Genomic DNA, 24,896 nt, shown 5'->3' with positions numbered 1-24,896 from the left:
ATGGCGCGTCTGATCCAGCCGAACAACTTGCACCGGCGGACCAATTGTTCTACCGAGAAACCAAGAATTCAGGCTTCAAAGAAGAGCATGATATGAGCATTGTCGACGTCCGCACCCCCGATCCGAAACGCTTCATCCCCGGCGCCACCGGCGACTGGGAAGTCATCATCGGCATGGAAGTCCATGCCCAGGTGCTTTCCAATTCGAAGCTGTTCTCGGGCGCATCGACGGAGTTCGGCAATGCGCCGAATGCGAACGTGTCGCTGGTCGATGCCGCCATGCCCGGCATGCTGCCTGTGATCAACGAGGAATGCGTGAAGCAGGCGGTGCGCACCGGTCTCGGTCTCAAGGCCGCGATCAACAATCGCTCGATCTTCGACCGCAAGAACTATTTCTATCCGGACCTGCCGCAGGGCTATCAGATCTCCCAGTTCAAGGATCCGATCGTCGGCGAAGGCAAGATCATCATTTCCGTCGGCCCGGACCGCCAGGGCCAGTTCGAGGATGTCGAGATCGGCATCGAGCGCCTGCATCTCGAACAGGATGCCGGCAAGTCGATGCACGACCAGCATCCGTCGATGTCCTATGTCGACCTCAACCGCTCGGGCGTCGCGCTGATGGAGATTGTCTCCAAGCCGGACATGCGCTCGTCGGATGAGGCCAAGGCCTATATGACGAAGCTGCGCTCGATCGTGCGCTACCTTGGCACCTGTGACGGCAACATGGACGAAGGCTCGATGCGCGCCGACGTCAACGTGTCCGTCCGTCGTCCGGGCGAGGGCTTCGGCACGCGCTGCGAGATCAAGAACGTCAACTCGATCCGCTTCATCGGCCAGGCAATCGAATACGAGGCACGCCGCCAGATCGGAATTCTCGAGGACGGTGGCAGCATCGACCAGGAAACCCGCCTGTTCGACCCGAACAAGGGCGAGACCCGCTCGATGCGCTCCAAGGAAGACGCGCACGACTACCGCTATTTCCCGGATCCGGACCTGCTGCCGCTCGAATTCGACGATGCATTCGTCGCGGCGCTGAAGGCCGACCTGCCGGAACTGCCCGACGACAAGAAGGAGCGCTTCGTGCGCGACCTCGGCCTCTCGGTCTATGACGCTTCGGTGCTCGTCTCCGAAAAGTCGATCGCCGACTATTTCGAGGCGGTGGCGGAAGGCCGCGATGGCAAGATTGCCGCCAACTGGGTCATCAACGACCTGCTCGGTGCCTTGAACAAAGCCGGCAAAGCCATTGAAGAGACTCCGGTTTCCCCGGCACAGCTCGGCGGCATCATCGACCTCATCAAGGCCGAGACCATCTCCGGCAAGATCGCCAAGGACCTGTTCGAGATCGTCTGGAACGCGGGCGGCGACCCGGCCGAGATCGTCGAAGCGCGCGGCATGAAGCAGGTGACCGACACTGGCGCCATCGAGAAGGCCGTCGACGAGATCATCGCCGCCAACCCGGATCAGGTCGCCAAGGTGCAGGCTAAGCCCTCGCTTGCCGGCTGGTTCGTCGGCCAAGTGATGAAGGCGACTGGCGGCAAGGCCAACCCGCAGGCCGTACAGGCGCTGGTCAAGGCCAAGCTCGGCATCGAGGAATAAGCGATGTTCTTCGTGCGCACGGCAAGCGAGCGCGACCTGGAGAAGGTTCGTGCTCTGCTCATCGACACGTGGCACGCAACCTATGACACTTTCTATGGTGTCGAGAAGGTCAACGAACTGAACGAGCGCTGGCATTCGCTGCCGGCGCTCAAAGCCCGGCTCGCGCGCAAGAACGCCGAGTTCCTCGTTGCCGACGACGGAAGGCAGCTTGGTGGAATGGGCTATGCGGCGATGTCCGACACGCAGGCTAAAACGGTGGTGCTGCATCAGCTTTACGTCCTTCCGAAGTTCCAGCGCCAGGGCGTCGGCCGCGATATCTTTGCCGAGCTCGAGACCTGCTTTCCGGACGCCGAGCGCATGCGCGTCGAGGTCGAGCCGCAGAACCTGCACGCACTCACCTTCTATCGGGCGCATGGCTTTGCCGATGTGGGCGAGACCCCGGGCGACGACCCGTCCGGCCTGCCGGCCATCGTTCTGGAAAAGCCGCTTCTCGGCTAGGCGATCCGACCGGTTGCCTGAAGTTTCGCATGCCTGTGGATAAGCTCTGGAGGCAACGGCGCCTGTCATCGCGCCGTTACCTTCAGGTGTTTGATCCGCAGCCGATGAACGATGTGAGCGGAGAACCATGGACGCGACCGAACTCATGATCCGCAAGGCGGAGCGCAAGGACCTCGAAGCGATCGTTGCGCTCTTCGCCAATGATCCGCTCGGCGGCCACGGCGACACGACCGATCCCGAAGCCTTCGCAGACTACGCCGCCGCCTACGACCGGATTGAAGCCTCGACGCTGCAGACGCTCTTCGTCGCGGTTTTCGAAGGGCAGGTCGTCGGCACCTTTCAAACCGCGCTGCACACGTCGCTGTCCGGGCGGGGAAGCTCCAGCCTGATCGTCGAAGCCGTCCAGACGCGCGCCGACATGCGCGGCCGTGGGATCGGCGAACGCATGATGCGCCACGCAATTGCCGAGGCACGGGAGAAGGGGGCCAGGAAGGTGAGGCTCACGTCCAACGCCGTGCGCACCGATGCACATCGCTTCTATGAGCGCCTGGGCTTTGCGCGCAGCCATTTCGGCTTTCAACTGCCGTTGAAATGACCGCCTTTACCTCGGAATCACTGGACAAGCCCTGAGCGGCGGGGCATAAGCGGGAACATTGTTTTGGTATCTGGCCGCCTTCCCAACGGCCGGTCAAGGACGGCATCCATGAAGCTCCTGCTGCAGATTTTCACCTGGTGGAACGAACAGACGATCGGAACGCGCTTTCACACCTGGCGCCACGGTCAACGGGTCGGTCAAGACGAACTCGGCAATGTCTACTACCAGGGCGGCAAGGACTCCGAAGGCCGCACCCGCCGCTGGGTGATCTACAACGGCTACGCCGAAGCTTCCGCCATTCCGGCCGGCTGGCACGGCTGGATGCATCACCGGACCGACGTTTCGCCGGCCGATGAAAAGTACACGCCGCGCGAATGGCAGAAGGCGCACCGCGCCAATCCGACCGGCACGGCCAACGCCTACCGCCCACAGGGCTCGATCGCTGCCACCGGCAAGCGCCCGCGCGTGACCGGCGACTACGACGCCTGGACGCCCGGTTCCTGAATAATCTGTTCTCAGTGACGACGACGGACCGCGGAATGGGTTCCTCGATCATGGCGCGGCCACAATTGACGGTTAGCGCCTGAAATCCATGACGAACAGGATACGCGGGAGACAGGCGACGATGGCAGGTTCTGATCTGCGCAAGGCAATCGGCCAAGGAGCACGGCGTTTGGGCTTGTCCCTGCTTGCCGCTTTGCCGCTGGTCGCATCTGCGGAAGCCGTTGACGCAGCCCGCCTTTCCAACGCCGTTGCCGTCTTCTCCGGCATCGACAAGATCACCGGCCGCATCACCACCTTCGACGTCTATATCGGCGAGACCGTGCAGTTCGGCGCTCTTCAGGTCACGCCGCGCGTCTGCTACAGCCGTGACGATACGGAAGCGCAGAAGATCACCACCTTCGTCGAGGTCGAGGAAATCACGCTCGACCGCAAGATCCGCCGCATCTTCACCGGTTGGATGTTTGCCGACAGCCCCGGTCTGAACGCCGTCGAGCATCCGGTCTATGACGTCTGGCTGCAGTCCTGCAAGGCGACCTCGGACCTGCCGCCGCCGGATACCGCGCAGAAGCGCTGAGCGGCGGGGCATATCCCCATTCTTTAAAATCTGGCTTGGTTAGAAGGCGAGGTCGGGCGACGACATCGCGTTCGCGAGCAACACTTCGTATTCCGCCTTCGGCACGTCGACGGCGCCGAACGACTTCAGGTGTTCGGTGGTGAACTGTGTATCGAGCAGTTCGAAGCCGCGCGCCTTCAGTCGCTCGACCAGATGCACGAGGCAGATCTTCGAGGCGTCGGTGCGTCTGGAAAACATGCTTTCGCCGAAGAAGGCGGAGCCCAGCGAAACCCCGTAAAGCCCGCCGACCAGTTGGTCGCCTTCCCAGGCTTCGACGCTGTGGGCATAGCCCATCGAGTGCAGTGTCGCGTAGAGCGTGCGGATCTTGTTGTTGATCCAGGTGGTCGGCCGGTCGGGAGCAGGGGCAGCGCAGCCGTCCATGACCGCTTCGAAGGCGGTGTTGAAGCGGATGTCGAAAGGCTTTCGGCGGATGGTCTTGGCGAGGCTGCGAGAGGTGTGGAAGCCTGCGAGCGGGATCACCCCGCGAATTTCCGGCTCGACCCAGAAGAGCTCCGGATCATCGGCCGAATCGGCCATCGGGAAGAGGCCGATCGAATAGGCGCGCAGCAGCATGTCCGGCGTGATATCGGGCTGCTTGCTGCGCGTCCCTTTCAATGTCTGGTCCTTACTCGGACGTGGCGGCCAGATGCTTTTCCAGCCAATGGATATCATAGTCGCCGTTGGCGATATCCTGATTATTGATCAGGTCCTGGAACAGCGGAAGCGTCGTCTTGATGCCGTCGATGACAAATTCGTCAAGCACGCGGCGCAGGCGCATCATGCATTCGACGCGGGTGCGGCCATGCACGATCAGCTTGCCGATCAGGCTGTCGTAGTAAGGCGGGATCCGGTAGCCCTGATAGGCACCCGAATCGACGCGCACGCCAAGACCGCCCGGCGCGTGGAAATGCGTGATCGTGCCCGGGGAGGGGACGAAGGTGCGCGGGTCTTCGGCATTGATGCGGCACTCGATCGCGTGGCCGGAAAACACGATGTCTTCCTGCTGGACAGAGAGACCACCGCCGGAGGCGACGCGGATCTGCTCGTGCACGAGGTCGATGCCGGTGATCGCTTCGGTGATCGGATGCTCGACCTGAAGACGGGTGTTCATTTCGATGAAATAGAACTCGCCGTTCTCGTAGAGGAACTCGACCGTGCCGGCGCCGCGATACTTCAGCTTCTTCATCGCGTCGGCGCAGATCTGGCCGATCTTCATGCGCTGATCGACGTTGAGGGCCGGCGAATTCGCCTCTTCCCAGACCTTCTGGTGACGGCGCTGAAGCGAGCAATCGCGTTCGCCGAGGTGCACCGCATTGCCGGCGCCGTCGCCGACGACCTGGATTTCGATGTGACGCGGCTTGGAGAGGTACTTCTCCATGTAGACGGCGTCGTTGCCGAAAGCGGCAAGCGCTTCGGTGCGAGCCGTCGCAACGGCTTCCTCGAGGTCCGCCTCGCTGCGGGCGACCTTCATGCCGCGGCCGCCGCCACCGGCGGTCGCCTTGATCAGGACCGGGAAGCCGATCTTGCGGGCGACTTCGAGCGCGTTCTCCGGCTTCACTTCGCCGTCGGAACCCGGAACGACCGGGATGCCAAGTTCCTGCGCCGTCTGCTTGGCGGTGATCTTGTCACCCATGATGCGGATATGTTCCGCCGTCGGGCCGATGAAGGTGATGTCGTGCGCTTCGAGGATTTCGGCGAACTTGGCGTTTTCCGACAGGAAGCCGTAGCCCGGATGCACGGCGTCGGCACCGGTGATTTCGCAGGCGGCGACGATCTGGTGAATGTTGAGATAGCTATCGCGCGAGGGCGGCGGGCCGATGCAGACGCTCTCGTCGGCGAGGCGCACATGCATGGCGTCGGCGTCGGCCGTGGAATGAACGGCGACCGTGGCGATGCCGAGTTCCTTGCAGGCACGAAGCACGCGAAGGGCGATTTCGCCGCGATTGGCAATGAGGATTTTCGAGATCATCGCCGCGCCGCCTTATTCGATTACGATCAGCGGTTCGCCATATTCGACGGGGGCTGCGTCCTGGACGAAGATTTCGGTGACCTTGCCCGAGCGCGGAGCCGGGATCTGGTTCATTGTCTTCATCGCTTCGATGATGAGGATCGTCTGGCCTTCCTTGACCGTGGCACCGACCTCAACGAAGGGGCGGGCTCCCGGTGCGGGGGACAGGTAGGCAGTGCCGACCATCGGCGCGGTCACGGCATTCTTCGATGCGCGGGCGCTCTCGGCGGCGGGAGCGGCAACGGCGTTTGCCGGGGCGGCCGCTGCGGCGGGCATCTGGTAAGCCGGCATCTGCGGCATGGCCATCGGCATCGCAACCGGCGTGCCGTTGCGCGAAACGCGAATGCGCAGGTCGTCCTGCTCGACTTCGATCTCGGTCAGATCGGTGTCCTTGAGAATGTTGGCGAGATCGCGGATCAGCGCCTGGTCGATACCTGGTTTCTTGTCAGCCATGGAATATGAGCCTCTTGTGTTCTTTTTATTTCGACGGATTTGTCAGGTTCTTTAGCGCATGCAGCGCAAGAATGTAACTCTGTGCGCCGAAGCCGCAGATGACGCCCTTGACGGCGGGTGCGATCATCGACTTGTGGCGGAACTCCTCACGCGCATGGATGTTCGAGAGGTGCAGTTCGACGACCGGAATGCCGATGGCGCGGATGGCATCATGAAGTGCGATCGACGTGTGGCCATAGGCAGCCGGGTTGATTGCAACGCCCGCGGCGACGTTGCCGGCCTCGTGCAGCCAATCGACCAGCGTTCCCTCATGGTTCGACTGGCGGAAATCGACGTCGAAGCCGAGCGCCTTGCCTTCCGCCTTGCACATGGCCTCGATGTCGGCCAGCGTCTGGCCGCCATAAATACCCGGTTCGCGCTTGCCCAGCGCATTCAGGTTGGGGCCGTTCAGCACGAAAATGGTCGATGGCATAAGGGATTCCGGTCCGGTCATGGAGGGTTACCTATAGACTGATGGTCCCGCGAGGAAAAGCCCTTTGGGCCCCCGCGGGATTTGTCCACAGTCATGGGAAGGTTTGTCAGCAGGCGGTCTTGCCGCATTCGCGCATATTGGCGACCTTGCCTTCGATCTCCTCGGCGCCGACGGCTCCGAAGACCGCTTCGTTGCCGATGACGTAGGAAGGCGTTCCGGTGATGCCGAGGTCGTTGGCAAGGCTGTAGGCCTCGCGCACGGCCGCGTCATGCGGCTCCTTTTCCATCTTGGCGCGCAGGTCCTTTTCCGACACGCCGAGCTTGGCGGCAACCGCAAGCGCCGTCTCCTCCGTGGCGCGGTCCTCGCCGCCGAGCAGCGCCCGGTGGAAGTCGCCGTATTTTTCCGGAGCGACCAGGCGGAAGGCGGCGCTCACCTTGTGGGCGGCCAGCGAATCTGGGCCGAGGATCGGCAGTTCCTTCAGCACGAAGCGCACGTTCTTGTCCTTGGCGAGGATGTCGTCCATGTCGGAAAGCGCGCGTTTGCAGTAGCCGCAATTGTAGTCGTAGAACTCGACGACGGTGACGTCGCCCTTGGGGTTGCCGAGCACCATGTCGTAGTCGGAATTGAAGATCGCCTTCTTGTTCTCGGTGATCGCGCCTTCCGCCGCTTCCTGCTGCTTGGCGCGCTGCTTCGTCGTCAGCGCCTCCTGGACCTCGAGCATGATCTCCGGATTGGCGATCAGGTATTCCTTGATGAAGGCGCCGATCTCTTCCTTCTGCTTCGCGTCGAGCGCGAATGCGTTCTGGGGCAGGCTGACCCCGGCCACGAGCGCTGCGAGCGTCCCGGCGGCAATCATCTTGGTGCTGAAGTTCATTTCTACCTCGTTGTCCTTGCGTATCCCGTGTGTCGTCCATCGCGTGTCGCCGGGTCAACCGGCTGTTCTGAATGACAACAGGATTCCTCGTATCCGCAATATGCCGGCAGCATAGGGTGGGTGCTGCAGAAACGAAACGGCAAAATCGGCGGAAATACGGCACTCGCGGACTTGTGAAGGTCATTTTCATCGGGCAAAGGGCTGGAGAACAGCCGCATATCGAGGATTTTCCGTTGGTAGATTTGTCAAAACGCAGTGCCGTCGAACCCTTCCATGCGATGGACGTCCTGGCGGAGGCGACCCGCCGCCGCGATGCCGGCCACCCGGTGATCTCGATGGCGGTCGGGCAGCCAGCCCACCCGGCGCCCAAGGCAGCTCTCGACGCTGCGCGTAAGGCGCTTGAGCATGGCAGGCTCGGCTATACCGATGCGCTTGGCACCTTGTCGCTGCGCACCGCGATCGCCCGGCACTATGAAAAGCGCCGCGGCATCGCGCTCGATCCGCAGCGGGTGGCCGTCACCACCGGCTCATCCGCCGGCTTCAATCTCGCCTTCCTGGCTCTCTTCGATCCCGGCGACTGTGTTGCCATTGCGCGGCCGGGCTACCCAGCCTACCGCAACATCCTCGCAGCCCTCGGCCTGACGGTCGTCGAGGTCGAGGCCAATGCCGAGACCGGTTTCACTCTGACGCCTGAAAGTCTTTCACGTGCCGCTGCGAAATTAGGCCGTCCATTGAAGGGCGTGCTTTTGGCGAGCCCGGCCAACCCCACCGGCACCGTGACGGGCAGGGCCGGCCTCAAGGCGCTGGCTGACTATTGCCGGGCCGAATCGATCGCCTTCATCTCCGACGAGATCTATCACGGGCTGACCTTTGCCGGCGAAGAGGCAAGCGCGCTGGAGGTGACCGACGAGGTGATCGTCATCAACTCCTTCTCGAAATACTACTGCATGACCGGCTGGCGGATTGGTTGGATGGTGCTGCCGGCCGACAAGGTGCGCGGTTTCGAGCGCATCGCGCAGAGCCTCTACATCTCGCCGCCCGAGCTCTCGCAGATTGCGGCAGAAGCAGCACTCGACGCCCATGAGGAACTCGACCGCTACAAGACCGCCTATGCCGCCAACCGGGACATGCTGATGAAGCGGCTGCCGGAGATCGGCTTCGCGATCGCCTCGCCAATGGACGGCGCCTTCTACGCCTACGTGGATGTCACGCGCTTCACCAATGACAGCATGGCCTTTGCCAAGCGGATGCTCGCCGAGATCAATGTCGCGGCGACCCCGGGATTCGACTTCGATCCGCTGGAAGGGCACCGCACGATGCGCTTCTCCTATGCTGGCGCCGAGGCCGACATGGTCGAGGCGATGGACAGGATCGGACGCTGGCTGGCGTGACCGCCTGAGCGAACGCGCAGGGGCAAGGCCCCTTCTGTCATCCGTCTAAAGGAAAAGGCCCGGATCGCTCCGGGCCTTTCGTATTTTCAGAGTTTGGCGCTTGCAGCGCGGCTTAGAAGAAGCCGCGGCGCTGCCACCAGCCACCCTTTTTCGGCTTGGCCGGCTCTTCCTCTTCGGGCTTCGTCGCGCTCGACGTCACCACCGGTTCGGAAGCGATCTTCGAGAGGTCGCGGTTGGCGCGCACCGGCTTGGTCTCGGCAAGGTCGGCCGCAGCCTCTTCCACCGCTTCGACGGCCGGGTCGGCAATGGCGGGCTGGTCTTCGATCGCTGCCTGGGCAACTTCGTCGACGCTGACTGCCGGTTCTTCAGCCTTGACGGCCTTCTTGCGGGTTCGCTTCGGCTTGGCAGGCTTTGCGTCCGCCACCTCGACTTCTTCGGCAACCACAGCCGTTTCCTCGACGGCGACGGCCACTTCGACCTCGGCTGCAGCGGCCGGTGCTTCTACGGCTTCGGATTCGTCTGCGCCATCGTCGCCGGCTTCCGCATCGGCATCGGCTTCGAGCTGACCTTCACCTTCGCCTTCCGGACGGTTGCGGCGGCCGCCACGCTTGCCGCGGCGGCGGCGCTTGCGCTTCTGATCGCCATCGGCGGCCGCGGCGTCTGCATCGACGCCCTCGTCATCGCCTTCGTCCTCATCGGAACCGTCGTCAGCATCGCCTGCCGATTCGGAAACCTGGAGGGCGCTGCCTTCGGCCTGCTGGCCACCCTTGCCGCGACGGCGGCGACGGCGCTTGCGCTTGCGTCCATTCTGATCGTCGGACTGGGCAGCAGCCTTCGGCTGTTCCTGGCGCTGTTCGCCGGCGACTTCTTCTGCTTCTTCCTCGTCGAGATCCTCTTCGATCACGACGTCGTCTTCTTCCTCTTCCGGCTCGAAGTGCAGCAGCTGTTCGATCTTGACTGGGTTTTCGACCGGCTCGCCGCGATCGATCGCGAAGTGCTGTGCGCCGACATGGGCGTCAGCCTCGATGATGATCGAGACGCCGAAGCGGGCTTCGTAGTCCATGATCGTGCCGCGCTTCTGGTTGAGCAGGTAGAGCGCGATATCCGGGATGGTGCGCACGGTGATGTCGTGCGTCGTGTTCTTGAGCAGATGTTCCTCGATGCCGCGCAGCACGTGCAGGGCGACGGAGGACTGCGAGCGAACATGACCCGTGCCGTTGCAGTGCGGGCAGGTCTGCATCGTCGATTCGAGCACCGAGGCGCGAATGCGCTGGCGCGACATTTCGAGCAGGCCGAAATGCGAGATGCGGCCGACCTGGATGCGGGCGCGATCGTTCTTCAGGCAATCCTTCAGGCGCTTCTCGACCGAGCGGTTGTTCCGCTTTTCTTCCATGTCGATGAAGTCGATGACGACGAGGCCAGCAAGGTCGCGCAGGCGCAGCTGGCGTGCCACTTCTTCCGCCGCTTCCAGGTTCGTCTGGAGTGCGGTGTCTTCGATCGAGTGCTCGCGCGTCGAACGGCCGGAGTTGACGTCGATCGAAACCAGCGCTTCGGTCTGGTTGATGATGATGTAGCCGCCGGACTTCAGCGTTACCTGCGGCTGCAGCATGCGGTCGAGCTGCGCTTCGATGCCGGAGCGCGAGAAGATCGGATGCACGTCGCGGTAAGGCTGAACCACCTTGGCGTGGCTCGGCATCAGCATCTTCATGAAGCCCTTGGCTTCCTTGTAGCCTTCCTCGCCGGAAACGATGATCTCGCTGATGTCCTTGTTGTAGAGATCGCGGATCGAGCGCTTGATCAGGCTGCCTTCCTCATAGACGAGGCAGGGGGCTGTGGAGTTCAGCGTCAGCGTGCGGACGTTTTCCCACAGGCGCATCAGATATTCGAAGTCGCGCTTGATCTCGACCTTGGTGCGGTTGGCGCCGGCGGTGCGCAGGATCACGCCCATGCCCTGCGGCACTTCGAGGCCGCGTGCGATTTCCTTCAGGCGCTTGCGGTCCTGCAGGTTGGTGATCTTGCGGGAGATGCCGCCGCCGCGTGCGGTGTTCGGCATCAGCACCGAGTAACGGCCGGCGAGCGACAGATAGGTCGTCAGTGCCGCGCCCTTGTTGCCGCGCTCTTCCTTGGCGACCTGAACGAGCAGGATCTGGCGGCGCTTGATGACTTCCTGGATGCGGTACTGCTTGCGCGGCTTGCGAACCTGGCGGTCCGGAACCTCTTCCATGGCGTCTTCGGCGCCGACGGATTCGATGATTTCTTTTTCGCCGTCGTGGCTGTCGTCGTCATCATCGTCGTCGTCATGGCGACGACGGCTGTCGACATCCTCGGAAATGGCATCGGTATCGACCATGGCAGCCATCTCGCCGCCATTGCTCTCGTCGCCATCGGCCGACGCAGCAGCGGCTTCTTCCGCAGCCTTGGCCTTGGTCTTGCGGGTGCGCTTCGGCTTCGCCTTCGGCTTTTCGGCCGGGGCTTCCTCTTCGGCGACCGGTGCGGCGTCAGCGACGGCTGCGACCGACTCGGCTTCAGCGTCAGCTTCCGTGACGATTTCGAGATCCACGGGAACGGAGAGTTCGCTTGCCGGGGCAGGGGCGGTCTCGACATGCTCGATGTCGTCGTCGCGCCGCGCTTCTTCGGCTTCGGCCTTCAAGAGCGCCTGACGGTCGGCGAGCGGGATCTGGTAGTAGTCGGGGTGGATTTCGGCGAAAGCCAGGAACCCGTGGCGGTTGCCGCCGTAATCGACGAAGGCGGCCTGGAGCGAGGGCTCCACCCGGGTGACCTTCGCCAAGTAGATATTGCCGCGGATCTGCTTCTTGTGTTCCGACTCGAAGTCGAACTCTTCTATGCGGTTCCCGCGAACGACAACGACGCGCGTCTCTTCTGAATGAGACGCATCGATAAGCATTTTCTCTGCCATCTAAGCTGTGCTCCTCGGCGCGCCAGCGAAACGGGAGACAGACCTGCTTCCTTAGGAAGACTGCCAAACACGTCGGAAGGTGCGCCGGATATGAAAGTTCCTGTTTGGCGCAGGCGATGGTGCAGCAGCCAGACGACAGCCGGAACATGTGTGTCCCGGGGCCGCGCTACTTCTGACCGATACTGCTGAGTCAACATCAATGACCAAACAAGAATGCCAATGTCTAAGGTCTCATGAAGACCCGATGAATGCGCCCGCTTGCGGGCGTCGGTGAAAAATCACCATCAAGAACTCCGGCCACCGCCGGAAATTTGCGATCCAGTGTACGGGGAGGAAATGCAGCGACGGCGGATGAACATCTTGCGACCGCGGAAATGCGATAAGTTAACCGGTCAATCCGGTTCGACCGCACCCTGGCGCCAAGCTTTGGAGAAGCTCCGGCTGCCCGGTCGACTGTTCTATCCCGTCAACACTTTCTCCTTGTGACGCTTTTATGTTTTCTATGTCACATTGGCAAGGGAAAAGCCCGTGCCGCCACAATAATGATCGATTCGCTTGTCCACGTGGAGTAGGTCGATAAACGGTAAATCGATTGTCCCCGCTGCCCGGGGAAGATGATCATTGTCAAGCATTGGTTAACCATAAGGGTTCATTGATCAACCTGTACGTACAGCAGCCGTGTGTCGGCTGCTGTTTGGTTTTCTGAGAAAGTGGTGGAGAGCCCGAGGTGAGGCCTTTGGCGGTTTGTATGCGTGGTTCGCTGTTGTCTTTGATATCGCCCGCGGGCCGGCTTCTGCTCGGAGCGTCGCTGCTAGCCGGCGGTCTTCTTTGGAACGTGCCGGCGGCAGGGGCCGTCGAGCCGGGTCCTTTGCTCGCCTTTGCGGCACGGATCGCAGGCGACGATGCACGCACGCGCGTCGTCGTCGAGTTCGATCGCAAACCGGAATTCTCCCTGCACTATGTCGCCGATCCCGTTCGTGTCGTGGTCGACCTGCCGGAAACGGCCTTCGGCCTGAAAGCGGACAGCCTTGAACCGCGTGGCCTGTTCGATGCGATCCGCTACGGCGGCATGGGCGCGGGCAGCTCCCGCATCGTTCTTTCGGCAAAAGGCCCGGTCGCGGTCACCCATGCGGAAGTCGTCGCGGAAGAGGGGGGCAAGGGCTACCGCCTCGTACTCGATGCTGAGCGCGTCGACCAGGCGCGCTTCGATGCGCTTCTCGGTGAACAGCAGTGGACCGGATCGGTTGCCGCCACCAAGACCGACAGGCCGGTTGCCGTCGCCCCGACGAGGGAAGGCGGGCCGTTCATCATCGCGATCGATGCGGGCCACGGCGGCATCGATACCGGCGCGCTCGCCGGCGAAACGAAGACGGAAGAAAAGCACGTTACGCTCGCCTTCGCGAAGGATCTCGTCGAGGCCCTGAACAAGGGCGCCGGGATCGAGGCTTTTCTCACCCGCGACAAGGACGTCTTCCTCTCGCTTCCCCAACGCGTGCAGATCGCCCGCAACAAGGGCGCCCATCTCTTCATTTCTCTTCATGCGGACGCGCTGCGCCAGAAGGACATCCGCGGCGCGACGGTCTATACCATCTCCGACAAGGCCTCCGACCATCTGGCCGCAAGCCTTGCCGCGCGCGAAAACTTGTCCGACGAAATCGCCGGCGTGCCGCTTCAGAGCGAGCCGGCGGAAGTGGCCGACATCCTGATCGATCTGACGCGCCGCGAAACGCAGGCCTTCTCCGTCAACATGGCGCGCGCCGTCGTTTCGTCATTCGAGGGCCAGATCAATCTCATCAACAATCCGCACCGTTTCGCCGGCTTCCGCGTGCTGCAAGCGCCGGACGTACCCTCGATCCTGCTTGAACTGGGCTTCCTGTCGAACAAGGAGGACGAAAAGCTGCTGCTCGACCCGGAATGGCGCAAGAAGGTTTCCGAGCGTCTTGCCGTCGCCGTGCAGCGCTACCGCGAGCAGGCCGTCGCCAGCGGCGGCTGACGTTTGAAGGCAGGTCCGGGAACGAAGTGATTTGTGTCGCCCCGGTAACAGCGCTATGCTTTTCAACGGGATGCGCACGGGATTATCGCATAACAGCCCTATTTTACGCACAATCCGGGACCTAACCGGAATTGCGCCCGGATTTGTTGAGAAACGAGTTGAAGCCCGGAGTTCCCCGCCATATGAGGAGCCGGGTTGGCGGGACGCTGCGACGCCAGACGATTTCGCGTGAAAGAGTTTGGTCGGGCCGCTGCCATAAAAGCCGGCAGGACAGAGCATGGACTGTCAGTCGGGCGGTTCGGCAATTGGACGATAATTAAGGTACCGGTATCTGACTGATGATCAGGCTGATTGGATATTTTTTCGGGATTGGCGCGTTTCTGCTGCTGGGTGTGGCCGGAGCCGTGGCGCTCTATCTTGGTGTCGTCACCAAGGACCTGCCGGACTACGAGGTGCTGGCGAAATATTCGCCACCGGTGACCACGCGCTTCCACGCCGGCAACGGCGCGCTGATGGCGGAATATGCCCGCGAACGGCGCCTCTATCTGCCGATCCAGGCCATCCCGGATCGCGTCAAGGCAGCCTTCATCTCGGCGGAAGACAAGAACTTCTATCAGCATCCGGGCGTTGACATCACCGGTCTCGCGCGCGCCATCGCGGTAAACCTGCAGAACTTCGGCTCCGGCCGCCGTCCGGTCGGTGCCTCGACGATCACACAGCAGGTGGCCAAGAACTTCCTGCTTTCGTCCGACCAGACGATCGACCGCAAGGTCAAGGAAGCGATCCTGTCCTTCCGCATCGAGCAGGCCTACAGCAAGGACCGCATTCTCGAGCTCTATCTCAACGAGATCTTCTTCGGTCTGAACTCTTACGGCATCGCCGGCGCCGCGCTGACCTATTTCGATAAGTCGGTGACCGAACTGACCATTGCCGAGACTGCCTATCTTGCAGCGCTTCCGAAAGGCCCGGCCAATTACCATCCGTTCCGCAAGACCGCAGCAGCGCTCGAGCGTCGCGACTGGGTGATCGACCGCATGGTCGAAAATGGCTACGTCACCAAGGCCGATGGCGAAGAGGCCAAGAAGCAGCCGCTCGGCGTCAATCCGCGCCGTGGCGGCGCCCATCTCTTTGCATCCGACTTCTTCGCCGAAGAAGTCCGTCGTCAGATCATCCAGAAGTACGGCGACAACGCGCTTTATGAAGGCGGCCTGTCTGTCCGCACGTCGCTTGACCCGCGTCTCCAGACCGCGGCACGCAAGGCCCTTCAGACCGGTCTGTTGACCTATGACGAGCGTCGCGGCTTCCACGGCCCAGTCAAGTCGATCGAGATCGGCGGCGACTGGGGCGAGCCGCTCGGCGCGGTCGTCGCCTTCAGCGACGTGCCCGAATGGAAGCTCGCCGTCGTACTTTCCGTTGACGGCCAGGGCGCCGAGATTGGCATCCAGCCGGAGAAGGAAGCTTCGGGCAAGATCGTCGCCGAACGTGTCACCGGACACATCTCCGCCAAGAACATGCAGTGGGCCTATCGCTCCGCTAGCGGCGACCGCAAGTCGGCGAAATCGCCTGAAGGCGTCTTCGGCGCCGGCGATGTGATCTATGTCGAGCCGCTCGCCGAAAAGGGCGAATACCGTCTGCGCCAGCCGCCGAAGGTGCAAGGTGGCCTTGTCGCCATGGACCCGCAGACCGGCCGTGTGCTGGCGATGGTCGGCGGCTTCTCCTATGGCCAGTCCGAATTCAACCGCGCGACCCAGGCGATGCGCCAGCCGGGCTCGTCGTTCAAGCCCTTCGTTTACGCAGCCGCACTCGACAACGGTTATACCCCGGCGTCGGTTATCCTCGACGCGCCGATCGAGATCGTCGCCGGCGGCCAGGTCTGGCGTCCGGAAAACTACGGCGGCGGCTCCGCCGGGCCGTCGACACTGCGCCTCGGCATCGAGAAGTCGCGTAACCTGATGACCGTTCGCCTCGCCAACGACATGGGCATGAACCTCGTTGCCGAGTATGCCGAGCGCTTCGGCATCTATGACAAGATGCCGCCGCTCTTGGCGATGTCGCTGGGTTCGGGCGAAACCACCGTCCTGCGCATGGTCTCGGCCTATTCGGTTCTCGCCAATGGCGGCAAGCAGATCAAGCCGTCGTTGATCGACCGCATCCAGGACCGCTACGGCAAGACGATCTTCCGTCACGAGGACCGCACCTGCGATAACTGCAACGCCGGCGATTGGCAGAACCAGGAAGAGCCTGTTCTGACCGACAACCGCGAGCAGGTGCTCGACCCGATGACCTCCTACCAGATCACGTCGATGATGGAGGGCGTGGTGCTGCGCGGTACGGCCGCGGGCAAGATCAAGCTCGACCGTCCGGTTGCCGGCAAGACCGGTACCACCAATGACGAAAAGGATGCCTGGTTCGTCGGCTATACCCCCGACATGGTCGCCGGCCTTTATCTCGGCTTCGACAACCCGGCCCCACTTGGCCGCGGCGCGACCGGCGGCAGCCTCGCCGTGCCGATCTTCAACGACTTCATGACTGAAGCGGTGAAGGGCACCCGCCCGAGCAAGTTCGTCGTGCCCGAGGGCATGAGCATGGTCGCCGTCAACCGCAAGACCGGCATGGCCGCCCAAGAGGGCGAGCCGGACACGATCATCGAGGCCTTCAAGCCCGGCACCGGCCCGGCCGACACCTTCTCGGTCATCGGCGGTCTCGACCAGTACGTGCCGCCGGAAGAGATCCTCAAGAATTCGCCACAGGCGAACCAGGCAGTGACCTCCGGTTCCAACGGCCTGTTCTAGTCCTTATACCCGTCACGCGATGCCCGCCGCCTTTACATCAGCGGCGGGCATCGCTATTTGACGCTCACTTTCCTATCGGTTCACAAGAAGCAGGATCATGCGCAGCGAAATCGAGAATATTGTCGACGAAATCAAGCAGGCCATAAGCCTGCTGAGGAGGCATCTTTGACTGGGATCAGGCGGTAAGACGACTGGACTGGTTGAACAACAAGGCGGAAGATCCGACCCTGTGGAACGATGCTGCGGAAGCGCAGAAGCTGATGCGCGAGCGTCAGCAACTCGACGACGGCATCAATGGCCTTCGTCGTTTCGAGCAGCAGCTCAACGACAACATTGAACTCATCGAGCTCGGTGAGGAAGAGGGCGACGCGGCGATCATCGCCGATGCCGAACAGGCGCTGCGCGAACTTCAGGCCGAAGCGGCCAAGAAGCAGGTCGAGGCCATGCTCTCGGGCGAGGCCGACCAGAACGACACCTATCTCGAAGTGCATTCGGGTGCCGGCGGCACCGAGAGCCAGGACTGGGCCAACATGCTTCTGCGCATGTATACCCGCTGGTCCGAGCGCCAGGGATACAAGGTCGAGCTGATGGAAATCCAGGACGGCGAAGAAGCTGGCATCAAGTCCGCGACGTTGCTCGTCAAGGGCCACAATGCCTATGGCTGGCTGAAGACCGAATCGGGCGTACACCGCCTCGTTCGTATTTCGCCCTATGACAGCAATGCCCGCCGTCACACCTCGTTCTCCTCGATCTGGGTTTACCCGGTCGTCGACGATTCGATCCAGATCGACATCAACGAGAGCGACTGCCGCATCGACACCTACCGTTCATCGGGCGCCGGCGGCCAGCACGTCAACACCACCGACTCGGCCGTGCGCATCACGCACATCCCGTCGGGCATCGTCGTGCAGTGCCAGCAGGAGCGCTCGCAGCACAAGAACCGGGCGAAGGCCTGGGACATGCTGCGCGCCCGTCTCTACGAAGCGGAACTGAAGAAGCGGGAAGATGCCGCAAACGCCGAAGCCGCGTCGAAGACCGACATCGGCTGGGGTCACCAGATCCGCTCCTACGTCCTGCAGCCTTACCAGCTGGTCAAGGATCTGCGCACCGGCGTCGAAAGCACGGCACCGGGCGACGTTCTCGATGGTGAGCTCAACGAGTTCATGGAAGCAGCGCTTGCACATCGCGTCGCCGGTGGCGCGGATGCCGTCGTGGATGATTTGAATTAAGGCTGACAGTGGTCTGCCGAACTGAAATTGAAGAGGGCCGGATGTTCACATCCGGCCCTTTCTTTTGCTCAGTTGGAAGCGCGCTCGATCTTGATGTCGCCGAGATCATCGATGAGCACGGTCCAGCTCTCAGGTTCTCTCACCGATGGGTCGGTCTTCAGATAGACGGTCGCAAACATGCCGGGCTGCGCGGTGACGCCGGTCGATGTCTCCGGACGGATGTCGGTGACATAGGCCTTGAGTGCGGAGAATTCTTCGAGTTCCGCCGACGATATCACCACGGGGCCGGCCGAGGTCGCTTCCACCTGCTGCAGATGGACTTGGGCGGTTCCGTCCGCCTGGCGAAGCGCGATCAGCTTGTAGTAGCCGCGCCGGGCGTCGCCCGCCTTCTCGGCGGCGGCGTTCGGGTCGAGTGACGACAGCGGCTCTCCGCTTTCCTCCCAGTAGCCGGTGCTGGTCACGAAGGTCGCCTCAGGCGGAACGATGTTGGCATCCTGAGCCTTGGCGCCGGTGCTGCTGAAAAACAGGAACAGCGCGAGGAGGGCGGATCTGTGCATTGGGTCGTCGTCCTTAAGGCGGCGGCTCGGTTGCCGTTTGCTGCGGGCCGGCGGAAACCTGGCCGGCAGGATGATACCATAGGTCGCGCGGAGAACGTGCGCTCAGTTCGAAAATTGCTCGGCCAGGATGCGGTCCGACCAGGAATGATCGGGATCCGAAAGGATACGCGCCGTCATGTTTTCCGATTCGGCGATCTTCACCCTGACCACCGACTTTACTTCCTGATGGTCCGCCACGGCGTTCACCGGCCGCTTGTCGGCCTCGAGGATTTCGATCTCGACCGTGACATGGTTCGGCAGGAGCGCACCGCGCCAGCGGCGCGGGCGAAAGGCGCTGACCGGGGTCATCGCCAGGAGCGGGGCCTCGAGCGGCAGGATCGGTCCGTGGGCGGAGAGATTGTAGGCGGTGGAGCCGGCAGGGGTGGCGACCAGCAGCCCGTCGCAGGTCAACTCCTCCAGCCGTGTCTTGCCGTCGATCAGCACGCGAAGCTTTGCTGCCTGGTAGGACTGGCGGAAGAGGTAGACCTCGTTGATCGCAAGTGCCGTGAAGCTCTCGCCATAGACGTCGGTCGTCTGCATCTCCAGCGGATGAAAAGCGTTCTCGACCGCCTGACAGATCCGGTCCGTCAGATTCTCGGTGCTGTAGCGGTTCATCAGGAAGCCGACCGAGCCACGGTTCATGCCATAGACCAGCTTGCCGCTGTTCATAGTCTGGTGCAGCGTCTGCAGCATGAAGCCGTCGCCGCCAAGCGCGACGATCACATCGGCCTTCGACGGATCATGGTCGCCATAGATCGCCTTGAGATCAGCCGCAGCCTTTTGTGCCTCTTCCGCAGACGAGGCGAGAAAGGCTAGGGAAGTGAACGTTCGGGCCATGAAATTCTAGTCCGCTCGATATGTTATGCGCCGCCAGCGGCAATCGTTCTCCATTGTTTCTGGCATGGCCCGGAACCGAACGCATCTGAAAAATTGGGAGAATTCGCAATTTTGCTTTACACCACATGAGATTATGGTAACTCCCACCAAAGCAAGTGCCCTTATAGCTCAGTTGGTAGAGCGGCTGATTTGTAATCAGTAGGTCGGGAGTTCGAGTCTCTCTGGGGGCACCACTTCATTTCTTCCCCATAGTTTTTCCGATTTTTTGGCGGCTACCGTGCCGGGGTTTGATTGTTCGGGGCGTTGCTGCGGATACACCGTCGACGCAAAGCGAGCCGTCAGTCACGCATCGCAAAGATGGCCATGAACACAGGCGTGCCGATCACAACGCCGACAATCGAAAACAGCGGTCCATAGATCAGCGCGCTCAGCGGTATGCCGGCGACGCATGCCGCAATGCCATCCTCCAGGCAGTTGTGCGGTCCGCCCTCGAATATGTCGTAGACCGGCAGGAACAGTCCGGCGACGATCAGGCTGACAAGGAATGCCAGGACGGCGGAGACGAGCAGTCTTCCAAGAGTTCTCATACTCATGAACTATAGGGAATCAGTGGTTTCGGCCACCGCCGATTGTTCCTCCCGTTTTTGATAAGCGGCAGACGAGCATTCCTCGGCTGGTTCTCTTGGAAAGGTCCTGATCATCGAACACGTTCTTTCAGCAGCGACCAAAGCCAGCTTCGCCATACCCGCAGCGCTGGCGCCGATCGGATGGGCGGCGTGCGTTCTGCTGTGCGGTGTCATCGTTTGGAGCCCTGCCAACGCGCAGGAGGGATCCGATTGGGCGGAAATGAGTTCCGGCGCGACGCAAGTTTCCGGCTTGGGGTCGGTCCGGTATTCCGTGGGATTCAGCAACATCGGCTATGACCACTTTCGTTCGGAGATCGTGGTTGAGTGGCATGACGGCGCTAGGCGGACGCAGACGATCTACGAAGGCATCTATGACAAGCCGCCTGCAAAGGTCTGGGGTGTTCAAGGCCATCTTTGCGTTTCGATGCAAGCGTGCGCCCGGTATGAGGACGCCTGCACGGTGCAGGTGATCGCCTACCGATACGACGCCGGCGCCAGATCCTTTGCCGAGCTTGAAAGCGGCGAGCAGTGCAGCGAATGACATGCGGAGCCGACCCTGGTCGGCGGTCAACGTTTGATCGATGAGCGGCTCCACGCATCTTCACTTCGACACTGAATATGTCGCGGCCGCAACCAGCCATGCACGGGCCCTCGGCGTCGAGATCGTGATGCCAGTGCAGTCCGAGCAATGGTTCACGATACGCGATCCCGACGGCAATGTGCTGATGATCTGCCGATGCTGACGGAAAGCCGCACTACGGCAGGATCAGATGTCGAAGGACGGCCCCATGCGCACAGGAACCTCGCGGCATTTCTGCAGGGCGTTGAGCAGGTTCTCGGCCAGATAGTCGATCAAGGCTCTTGTCGCCGGCAACATGCCCTGGCGGGACGGGAAGACGAGGTGCACGACGACGTCGTTCGACGTCCATTCCGGCAGCACCGGCGCAAGCACGCCGGCGCGGAAAGCGCGCTCGCAGATATGGTCGGGCAAGAGCGCGACCCCCATGCCTTCGATCGCGGCGCGCTCAAGAATCAGGAAGTCGCTGCAGCCGATGATCGGGCGGTGGGTGATTTCCGTCGTGTTGCCGTCGATCGAAACCAGCCGCCAGACGTCGGTCGGGTGCTGTTCGTTCATCGACAGCGTCGCCTGCTGGCTGAGGTTCTCGATCGTGATCTCGCCCGAGCGGGCAAGGAAGGTGGGGCTGGCGGCAAGCCGCTCGCGCACCTCGCCGAACTTGCGGATGATCAACTGGTTGTCCGTATCGAGCTGGCCGCGGGCGCGCAGCGCCACGTCGACCCGCTCCTCGATCAGGTCGATGCGACGGTTGGTGGCTGTAATCAGCAGCCGGACGCCGGGGTAGCGGCGGTGAAACGCTGGCAGGATATCGGCAAGCATCGGGGTGAAGCCGAGCGGGCAGGCGAGCCGGACCGTGCCCGAAGGTTCGGCGCGCACGGCGGCGATCTCCGCCTCTGCGGCAGCCACCCCGTCGAGAAGGCTCTGGCAATGCTCGTAGAACACCCGGCCGATGTCGGTGACACGCAGCTTGCGGGTCGAACGCTCGAGCAGCCGCACCCCGAGCTGCTCCTCCAGTCGGGCCACATGTTTGCTGAGCTTGGATTTGGGTATATTGAGGTCCCGTGCCGCAGCACTGAAGCCGTTGTTTCGCACGACGGCGGCAAAAAGCCCGAGGTCGTTCAGATCCTGCATTGTCCTGTCTCCGAGGTGCGGATGATGGATATGATTGTTTCCGTCTGGAAACAGTATGTCAAATATCCGCTGGCTTATCGGGCCATTGTTTTCCCCTCATATGTGGATCACCGCAACGTAAACACAAAGGTGTTCCCATGAACGTTCTTCATATCGACTCCGGTATCCTTGGCGACCACTCGGTTTCCCGCCGTCTGACGGCCGCCCTTGCCGCCCAGGTCAAGGCTGACCGCCCGGATGCCCAGGTGACCTATCGCGACCTCGCTGCCAGCTCGCTGCCGCATCTGACCGGCGCCCAGATCATGGCCCCGGCCGACCTCGAAGGCGTCGACGCCGGCCTTGCTGCGGACGTCAAGCTCGGCCGCGACATGCTGGAAGAGTTCCTGGCCGCCGACACCGTCATCATCGGCGCGCCGATGTACAACTTCGGCATTCCGAGCCAGCTGAAGGTCTGGATCGACCGTATCGCCGTCTCCGGCAAGACTTTCCGCTACACGGAGAACGGTCCGGAAGGCCTCGCCAAGGGCAAGAAGGTCATCGTCGCCTCCACCCGTGGCGGCCATTACTCCGCCGGCCCGGCGGCCGTCATGGATCACCAGGAATCCTACCTGAAGACGGTCTTCGGCTTCCTGGGCGTCACCGACGTCGAGTTCGTTCGCGCTGAAGGCCTGAACCTCAGCGCCGACTCCAAGCAGTTTGCGATCGCCGAGGCTGAAAAGACCATCTCCGAAGGCAACGTGCTTCGCCTGGCGAGCTAAGAACTAAGTTCAGCGGATCACCGAGGTGATCCGGTGGGAGGGGCGTATGCCCCGCGTGCGGACGGTGCCGGTTGCGCAAGCAGCCGGCATTGTCCGTTTTCGAATATCGATATCTGCTTTATAATGCCCTCATGATGGACGGGCGGACGATCCTTTGGAGCATGACCGCTGCGGTGGCCTTCTTGTTCGCCGCCGAAGCCACGCTGGCTGCGCCGCCGGATCATGGCTGCACCTGCCGCAACCGAGACGGCTCCAAATACGAGCTCGGGCAGGTCGCCTGCCTGCGCGTCGATGGCAGCGCCTATCTCGCGCGCTGCGAGATGAACCTCAACGTCACCACCTGGAAGAAATTGCGTGAAGGCTGCCCGACGGCAGGGATGAGCACGCCCAGTCGCCCTGCGCTGCAATCCGTCGGTTTGTGACGGGTCGGCGCGGCTTGCCGTCCTCTTTCCTGCTCTTTCGAAATCGCACGGCATCACGCTCCGCAATTCGACCGCTGCGAAGATATCCACAGGCGCCATTTCGCGTTAAAGCCACGGCTTTGGAGCCGGATGATGTGGCCGCCGGCGCCGTAACGCTGAGGCGGCCAAGAGCGTCCGGGGCGATGTCAGCGCTTCAGATACTGGCGTGCCGCATACATGGCGATCGCCGCCGCGTTCGAGACGTTCAGCGACTTGATCGCGCCAGGCATGTCGAGCCGGGCAAGGTCGTTGACGATCGAGCGGGTCTTCTGCCGGAGCCCCTTGCCTTCGGAGCCGAGTACGAGCGCGATCTTCTCGCCGCTGAACGTTCCTTCCAGCGGCTGCGGTCCTTCCGAATCAAGGCCGATCGTCTGGAAGCCCAGTCGATGCAGTTCCTCGATGGCATCACCAAGGTTGGTGATCTGGATATAGGGGATCATTTCCAGCGCGCCGGAGGCCGATTTGGCGAGCACGCCCGATTCGGTCGGGCTGTGGCGCATGGTGGTGATCAGCGCGCCGGCATCGAAAGCCACGGCCGAGCGCATGACGGCGCCGACATTGTGCGGATCGGTTACCTGGTCGAGCACGAGGATCAGCGGGCAGTCGCGTAGCGCCTCGAGCCGGCGATGCGGCAGCGGACGCGTTTCGAGCATCACGCCCTGGTGGATCGCGTCGGGACCGAGAATCTTGTCGAGATCCTGTGGCGTCACCGTTTCGACCGGGAAGGGCAGGGCCGAAAGCTCCCCGAGTTCCAGCCTTGCGGCGGCGTTCTGGGTCACGCTGAGGCCAATGATCTGGCGCGCCGGATTGTCCAGCGCGGCGCGAACCGTGTGCAGGCCGTAAAGCAGCACTTGCTCTGGGGCGAGCTGCGGCGCTTTCCAGTCGGCCGGCGCCTTGCGGCGCCTGTCCTCTTTCGGGGTTGGAATTTCGCCACGCTCGCGCTTGGCATCGCGGTGCGCGCGCCTGAGGTTTGCGTAATGGGTGTCCTTGGCGCTCTTGTCGCCGGTGCGATCTTTGCTCATTGGCGTCTTATAGAGGGCTTGCCTGTCCGGCGAAATGGTTTTCCGCGCTGGGGGTAATTTTGCGGCTGTGGAGAAAATCGGATTTTTTGCACCGAGCCGTGTTGACAGGACGAAACGAGGCAGTCATATACCCGGCCACAGATCGAGAGCGGCACCGACAAGTCGCTGGTTGTCTCACGATCTCAAATGCTTGGTCGAAAGATCCCGACAGAATAATGGAGGGATGCCCGAGTGGTTAAAGGGGACGGACTGTAAATCCGTTGGCTCAGCCTACGTTGGTTCAAATCCAACTCCCTCCACCATTCTGCTTCTGGATCGAAGGCCCGCGGGTATAGCTCAATGGTAGAGCAGCAGCCTTCCAAGCTGAATACGCGGGTTCGATTCCCGCTACCCGCTCCAATAGCGGTGTCCTCCTTCCTTTCAGATTAATGTAGCGAATAAACATTCGCCGCTAAGCGCTTGAATGTTCTGCAACCGCAGCGATTCGCGGCGCGATGATGCCCAATCTTGTACCGGCGTTGCGCGCTTCTTATATATCGCCAGGAAGAGGCCGTCGGCGGCCGGTCCGGGCGCGCGCAATTAAGTCTTGCGCAAATCCCCTGAAACCCTTAAACGGCTCCACAAACCGGCCCTGCCGGCTGATCATTATTCATACTTGACCACAGGAAACGTACCCATGGCAAAGAGCAAATTTGAGCGCAACAAGCCGCACGTTAACATTGGCACGATTGGCCACGTTGACCATGGCAAGACGTCGCTGACCGCAGCGATCACGAAGTACTTCGGCGAGTTCAAGGCGTACGACCAGATCGACGCCGCTCCGGAAGAAAAGGCCCGTGGTATCACGATTTCGACGGCGCACGTTGAGTATGAGACGCCGAACCGTCACTACGCTCACGTTGACTGCCCCGGCCACGCCGACTACGTCAAGAACATGATCACCGGTGCAGCGCA

Annotated in this window: 25 protein-coding genes and 3 tRNA genes; 17 read left to right on the top strand and 11 right to left on the bottom strand. The window is 62.0% G+C overall.

The features are described from left to right. Nucleotides 1-92 precede the first annotated feature (92 nt). The 5 genes from gatB to OKW20_RS00120 all read left to right on the top strand — a co-directional run bounded on the left by gatB (nt 93) and on the right by OKW20_RS00120 (nt 3,766). On the top strand, nt 93-1,595 hold the full coding sequence (gene gatB / locus OKW20_RS00140; RefSeq protein ID WP_429169628.1) for an Asp-tRNA(Asn)/Glu-tRNA(Gln) amidotransferase subunit GatB: 1,503 nt from the start codon (nt 93-95) through the stop codon (nt 1,593-1,595). Between the two features lie 3 nt (nt 1,596-1,598). Further along, complete coding sequence (locus OKW20_RS00135; protein WP_429169627.1) at nt 1,599-2,093, top strand: N-acetyltransferase family protein; 495 nt, start codon at nt 1,599-1,601, stop codon at nt 2,091-2,093. A 127-nt stretch (nt 2,094-2,220) separates the two neighbouring features. Next, nucleotides 2,221-2,688 carry an N-acetyltransferase family protein gene (locus OKW20_RS00130; RefSeq protein ID WP_429169626.1) on the top strand — a complete coding sequence of 156 codons (468 nt, stop codon included), beginning with the start codon at nt 2,221-2,223 and terminating at the stop codon, nt 2,686-2,688. Between the two features lie 108 nt (nt 2,689-2,796). Next, nucleotides 2,797-3,192, top strand: coding sequence for an NADH:ubiquinone oxidoreductase subunit NDUFA12 (locus tag OKW20_RS00125; protein ID WP_043614139.1), 396 nt, complete (start codon nt 2,797-2,799; stop codon nt 3,190-3,192). A gap of 121 nt (nt 3,193-3,313) precedes the next feature. Beyond that, nucleotides 3,314-3,766, top strand: a complete 453-nt coding sequence (locus OKW20_RS00120; protein ID WP_043614142.1) for a DUF2155 domain-containing protein — start codon at nt 3,314-3,316, stop codon at nt 3,764-3,766. Nucleotides 3,767-3,805: 39 nt separating this feature from the next. Here OKW20_RS00120 and aat read toward each other — a convergent pair whose 3' ends face one another. The 5 genes from aat to OKW20_RS00095 form a co-directional block, all read right to left on the bottom strand. After that, nucleotides 3,806-4,420, bottom strand: a complete 615-nt coding sequence (gene aat / locus OKW20_RS00115; protein WP_043614144.1) for a leucyl/phenylalanyl-tRNA--protein transferase — start codon at nt 4,418-4,420, stop codon at nt 3,806-3,808. Nucleotides 4,421-4,430: 10 nt separating this feature from the next. Then, complete coding sequence (gene accC / locus OKW20_RS00110; protein ID WP_043614147.1) at nt 4,431-5,774, bottom strand: acetyl-CoA carboxylase biotin carboxylase subunit; 1,344 nt, start codon at nt 5,772-5,774, stop codon at nt 4,431-4,433. A 12-nt stretch (nt 5,775-5,786) separates the two neighbouring features. Next, nucleotides 5,787-6,266 carry an acetyl-CoA carboxylase biotin carboxyl carrier protein gene (gene accB / locus OKW20_RS00105; RefSeq protein WP_043614150.1) on the bottom strand — a complete coding sequence of 160 codons (480 nt, stop codon included), beginning with the start codon at nt 6,264-6,266 and terminating at the stop codon, nt 5,787-5,789. A gap of 25 nt (nt 6,267-6,291) precedes the next feature. Beyond that, entirely contained in the window at nt 6,292-6,738 is a 447-nt protein-coding gene (gene aroQ / locus OKW20_RS00100) for a type II 3-dehydroquinate dehydratase (RefSeq protein ID WP_043614153.1), read from the bottom strand. Nucleotides 6,739-6,844: 106 nt separating this feature from the next. Continuing rightward, the gene (locus tag OKW20_RS00095) at nt 6,845-7,612 is read right to left on the bottom strand and encodes a DsbA family protein (RefSeq protein WP_043614156.1); all 768 of its coding nucleotides are present in this window, start codon (nt 7,610-7,612) and stop codon (nt 6,845-6,847) included. Between the two features lie 233 nt (nt 7,613-7,845). On the opposite strand from OKW20_RS00095, the gene OKW20_RS00090 reads away from it, so the two are divergent. After that, nucleotides 7,846-9,003, top strand: a complete 1,158-nt coding sequence (locus OKW20_RS00090; protein ID WP_429169623.1) for a pyridoxal phosphate-dependent aminotransferase — start codon at nt 7,846-7,848, stop codon at nt 9,001-9,003. A gap of 112 nt (nt 9,004-9,115) precedes the next feature. Here the strand turns inward: OKW20_RS00090 and OKW20_RS00085 are convergent, their stop codons facing one another. After that, nucleotides 9,116-11,920 carry an Rne/Rng family ribonuclease gene (locus tag OKW20_RS00085; RefSeq protein WP_429169621.1) on the bottom strand — a complete coding sequence of 935 codons (2,805 nt, stop codon included), beginning with the start codon at nt 11,918-11,920 and terminating at the stop codon, nt 9,116-9,118. Nucleotides 11,921-12,668: 748 nt separating this feature from the next. Here OKW20_RS00085 and OKW20_RS00080 point away from each other — a divergent pair. The 3 genes from OKW20_RS00080 (at nt 12,669) to prfB (ending at nt 17,934) form a co-directional block, all read left to right on the top strand. Continuing rightward, complete coding sequence (locus OKW20_RS00080) at nt 12,669-13,913, top strand: N-acetylmuramoyl-L-alanine amidase (protein WP_429115130.1); 1,245 nt, start codon at nt 12,669-12,671, stop codon at nt 13,911-13,913. Between the two features lie 338 nt (nt 13,914-14,251). Further along, the gene (locus OKW20_RS00075; protein WP_043614161.1) at nt 14,252-16,705 is read left to right on the top strand and encodes a penicillin-binding protein 1A; all 2,454 of its coding nucleotides are present in this window, start codon (nt 14,252-14,254) and stop codon (nt 16,703-16,705) included. A gap of 97 nt (nt 16,706-16,802) precedes the next feature. Then, a protein-coding gene (gene prfB / locus OKW20_RS00070) for a peptide chain release factor 2 (protein ID WP_156134014.1) occupies nt 16,803-17,934 on the top strand; the annotation gives its coding sequence in 2 pieces (ribosomal slippage) (nt 16,803-16,871 and nt 16,873-17,934; 1,131 coding nt in all). Between the two features lie 68 nt (nt 17,935-18,002). On the opposite strand, the gene OKW20_RS00065 is transcribed toward prfB, so the two are convergent. Further along, entirely contained in the window at nt 18,003-18,491 is a 489-nt protein-coding gene (locus tag OKW20_RS00065; RefSeq protein ID WP_429169619.1) for a hypothetical protein, read from the bottom strand. 102 nt (nt 18,492-18,593) lie between these two features. Further along, entirely contained in the window at nt 18,594-19,367 is a 774-nt protein-coding gene (locus OKW20_RS00060) for an NAD kinase (protein WP_043614170.1), read from the bottom strand. A gap of 157 nt (nt 19,368-19,524) precedes the next feature. On the opposite strand from OKW20_RS00060, the gene OKW20_RS00055 reads away from it, so the two are divergent. Then, nucleotides 19,525-19,600, top strand: a tRNA-Thr gene (locus OKW20_RS00055). A gap of 105 nt (nt 19,601-19,705) precedes the next feature. Here OKW20_RS00055 and OKW20_RS00050 read toward each other — a convergent pair. Then, entirely contained in the window at nt 19,706-19,960 is a 255-nt protein-coding gene (locus OKW20_RS00050) for a hypothetical protein (protein ID WP_429169617.1), read from the bottom strand. Between the two features lie 253 nt (nt 19,961-20,213). Between OKW20_RS00050 and OKW20_RS00045 the strand changes: the two genes are divergently transcribed. Then, nucleotides 20,214-20,534: a hypothetical protein gene (locus tag OKW20_RS00045; protein WP_429169615.1), complete on the top strand. Its 321-nt coding sequence runs from the start codon at nt 20,214-20,216 to the stop codon at nt 20,532-20,534. A gap of 40 nt (nt 20,535-20,574) precedes the next feature. Next, nucleotides 20,575-20,736 carry a VOC family protein gene (locus OKW20_RS00040; RefSeq protein ID WP_429169614.1) on the top strand — a complete coding sequence of 54 codons (162 nt, stop codon included), beginning with the start codon at nt 20,575-20,577 and terminating at the stop codon, nt 20,734-20,736. Nucleotides 20,737-20,759: 23 nt separating this feature from the next. On the opposite strand, the gene OKW20_RS00035 is transcribed toward OKW20_RS00040, so the two are convergent. After that, nucleotides 20,760-21,701 (bottom strand): LysR family transcriptional regulator, encoded by a 942-nt coding sequence (locus OKW20_RS00035; protein ID WP_192447229.1) that lies wholly within the window; start codon nt 21,699-21,701, stop codon nt 20,760-20,762. Between the two features lie 137 nt (nt 21,702-21,838). Here OKW20_RS00035 and OKW20_RS00030 point away from each other — a divergent pair, with 137 nt between their 5' ends. Together OKW20_RS00030 and OKW20_RS00025 are read left to right on the top strand one after the other, a co-directional pair. Further along, the gene (locus OKW20_RS00030; protein WP_429169612.1) at nt 21,839-22,459 is read left to right on the top strand and encodes an FMN-dependent NADH-azoreductase; all 621 of its coding nucleotides are present in this window, start codon (nt 21,839-21,841) and stop codon (nt 22,457-22,459) included. Nucleotides 22,460-22,590: 131 nt separating this feature from the next. Further along, complete coding sequence (locus tag OKW20_RS00025) at nt 22,591-22,881, top strand: hypothetical protein (protein ID WP_429171112.1); 291 nt, start codon at nt 22,591-22,593, stop codon at nt 22,879-22,881. Between the two features lie 185 nt (nt 22,882-23,066). Here OKW20_RS00025 and OKW20_RS00020 read toward each other — a convergent pair whose 3' ends face one another. Then, nucleotides 23,067-23,942 (bottom strand): TrmH family RNA methyltransferase, encoded by an 876-nt coding sequence (locus OKW20_RS00020; protein WP_043614183.1) that lies wholly within the window; start codon nt 23,940-23,942, stop codon nt 23,067-23,069. Nucleotides 23,943-24,159: 217 nt separating this feature from the next. Between OKW20_RS00020 and OKW20_RS00015 the strand changes: the two genes are divergently transcribed. From OKW20_RS00015 to OKW20_RS00005, 3 genes are all read left to right on the top strand, one after another. Beyond that, nucleotides 24,160-24,244 (top strand) — tRNA-Tyr (locus tag OKW20_RS00015). 23 nt (nt 24,245-24,267) lie between these two features. Beyond that, nucleotides 24,268-24,341: transfer RNA gene (locus OKW20_RS00010), tRNA-Gly, on the top strand. 277 nt (nt 24,342-24,618) lie between these two features. Beyond that, nucleotides 24,619-24,896: GTP-binding protein (locus OKW20_RS00005; protein ID WP_429169611.1), on the top strand; the 278-nt coding region annotated here is incomplete at its 3' end.

The sequence above is a fragment of the Ensifer sp. LBL genome (genome assembly GCF_050435225.1).
Lineage (GTDB): Bacteria > Pseudomonadota > Alphaproteobacteria > Rhizobiales > Rhizobiaceae > Ensifer.
Note: the sequence above shows the minus strand (reverse complement) of the source record. Positions and strands in the feature narration are given on the sequence as shown.

Bases quoted from the DNA above. Each gene is read 5' to 3' on its own strand.
- OKW20_RS00040 (WP_429169614.1), top strand. From the start codon at position 20,575: ATGAGCGGCTCCACGCATCTTCACTTCGACACTGAATATGTCGCGGCC.
- accC (WP_043614147.1), bottom strand. From the start codon at position 5,774: ATGATCTCGAAAATCCTCATTGCCAATCGCGGCGAAATCGCCCTTCGC.
- OKW20_RS00125 (WP_043614139.1), top strand. From the start codon at position 2,797: ATGAAGCTCCTGCTGCAGATTTTCACCTGGTGGAACGAACAGACGATC.
- OKW20_RS00075 (WP_043614161.1), top strand. From the start codon at position 14,252: ATGATCAGGCTGATTGGATATTTTTTCGGGATTGGCGCGTTTCTGCTG.
- OKW20_RS00080 (WP_429115130.1), top strand. From the start codon at position 12,669: ATGCGTGGTTCGCTGTTGTCTTTGATATCGCCCGCGGGCCGGCTTCTG.
- OKW20_RS00020 (WP_043614183.1), bottom strand. From the start codon at position 23,942: ATGAGCAAAGATCGCACCGGCGACAAGAGCGCCAAGGACACCCATTAC.
- OKW20_RS00120 (WP_043614142.1), top strand. From the start codon at position 3,314: ATGGCAGGTTCTGATCTGCGCAAGGCAATCGGCCAAGGAGCACGGCGT.
- OKW20_RS00030 (WP_429169612.1), top strand. From the start codon at position 21,839: ATGAACGTTCTTCATATCGACTCCGGTATCCTTGGCGACCACTCGGTT.
- OKW20_RS00135 (WP_429169627.1), top strand. From the start codon at position 1,599: ATGTTCTTCGTGCGCACGGCAAGCGAGCGCGACCTGGAGAAGGTTCGT.
- gatB (WP_429169628.1), top strand. From the start codon at position 93: ATGAGCATTGTCGACGTCCGCACCCCCGATCCGAAACGCTTCATCCCC.
- OKW20_RS00065 (WP_429169619.1), bottom strand. From the start codon at position 18,491: ATGCACAGATCCGCCCTCCTCGCGCTGTTCCTGTTTTTCAGCAGCACC.
- accB (WP_043614150.1), bottom strand. From the start codon at position 6,266: ATGGCTGACAAGAAACCAGGTATCGACCAGGCGCTGATCCGCGATCTC.
- OKW20_RS00025 (WP_429171112.1), top strand. From the start codon at position 22,591: ATGATGGACGGGCGGACGATCCTTTGGAGCATGACCGCTGCGGTGGCC.
- aroQ (WP_043614153.1), bottom strand. From the start codon at position 6,738: ATGCCATCGACCATTTTCGTGCTGAACGGCCCCAACCTGAATGCGCTG.
- OKW20_RS00060 (WP_043614170.1), bottom strand. From the start codon at position 19,367: ATGGCCCGAACGTTCACTTCCCTAGCCTTTCTCGCCTCGTCTGCGGAA.
- OKW20_RS00050 (WP_429169617.1), bottom strand. From the start codon at position 19,960: ATGAGTATGAGAACTCTTGGAAGACTGCTCGTCTCCGCCGTCCTGGCA.
- OKW20_RS00095 (WP_043614156.1), bottom strand. From the start codon at position 7,612: ATGAACTTCAGCACCAAGATGATTGCCGCCGGGACGCTCGCAGCGCTC.
- OKW20_RS00045 (WP_429169615.1), top strand. From the start codon at position 20,214: ATGAGTTCCGGCGCGACGCAAGTTTCCGGCTTGGGGTCGGTCCGGTAT.
- OKW20_RS00035 (WP_192447229.1), bottom strand. From the start codon at position 21,701: ATGCAGGATCTGAACGACCTCGGGCTTTTTGCCGCCGTCGTGCGAAAC.
- OKW20_RS00085 (WP_429169621.1), bottom strand. From the start codon at position 11,920: ATGGCAGAGAAAATGCTTATCGATGCGTCTCATTCAGAAGAGACGCGC.
- OKW20_RS00130 (WP_429169626.1), top strand. From the start codon at position 2,221: ATGGACGCGACCGAACTCATGATCCGCAAGGCGGAGCGCAAGGACCTC.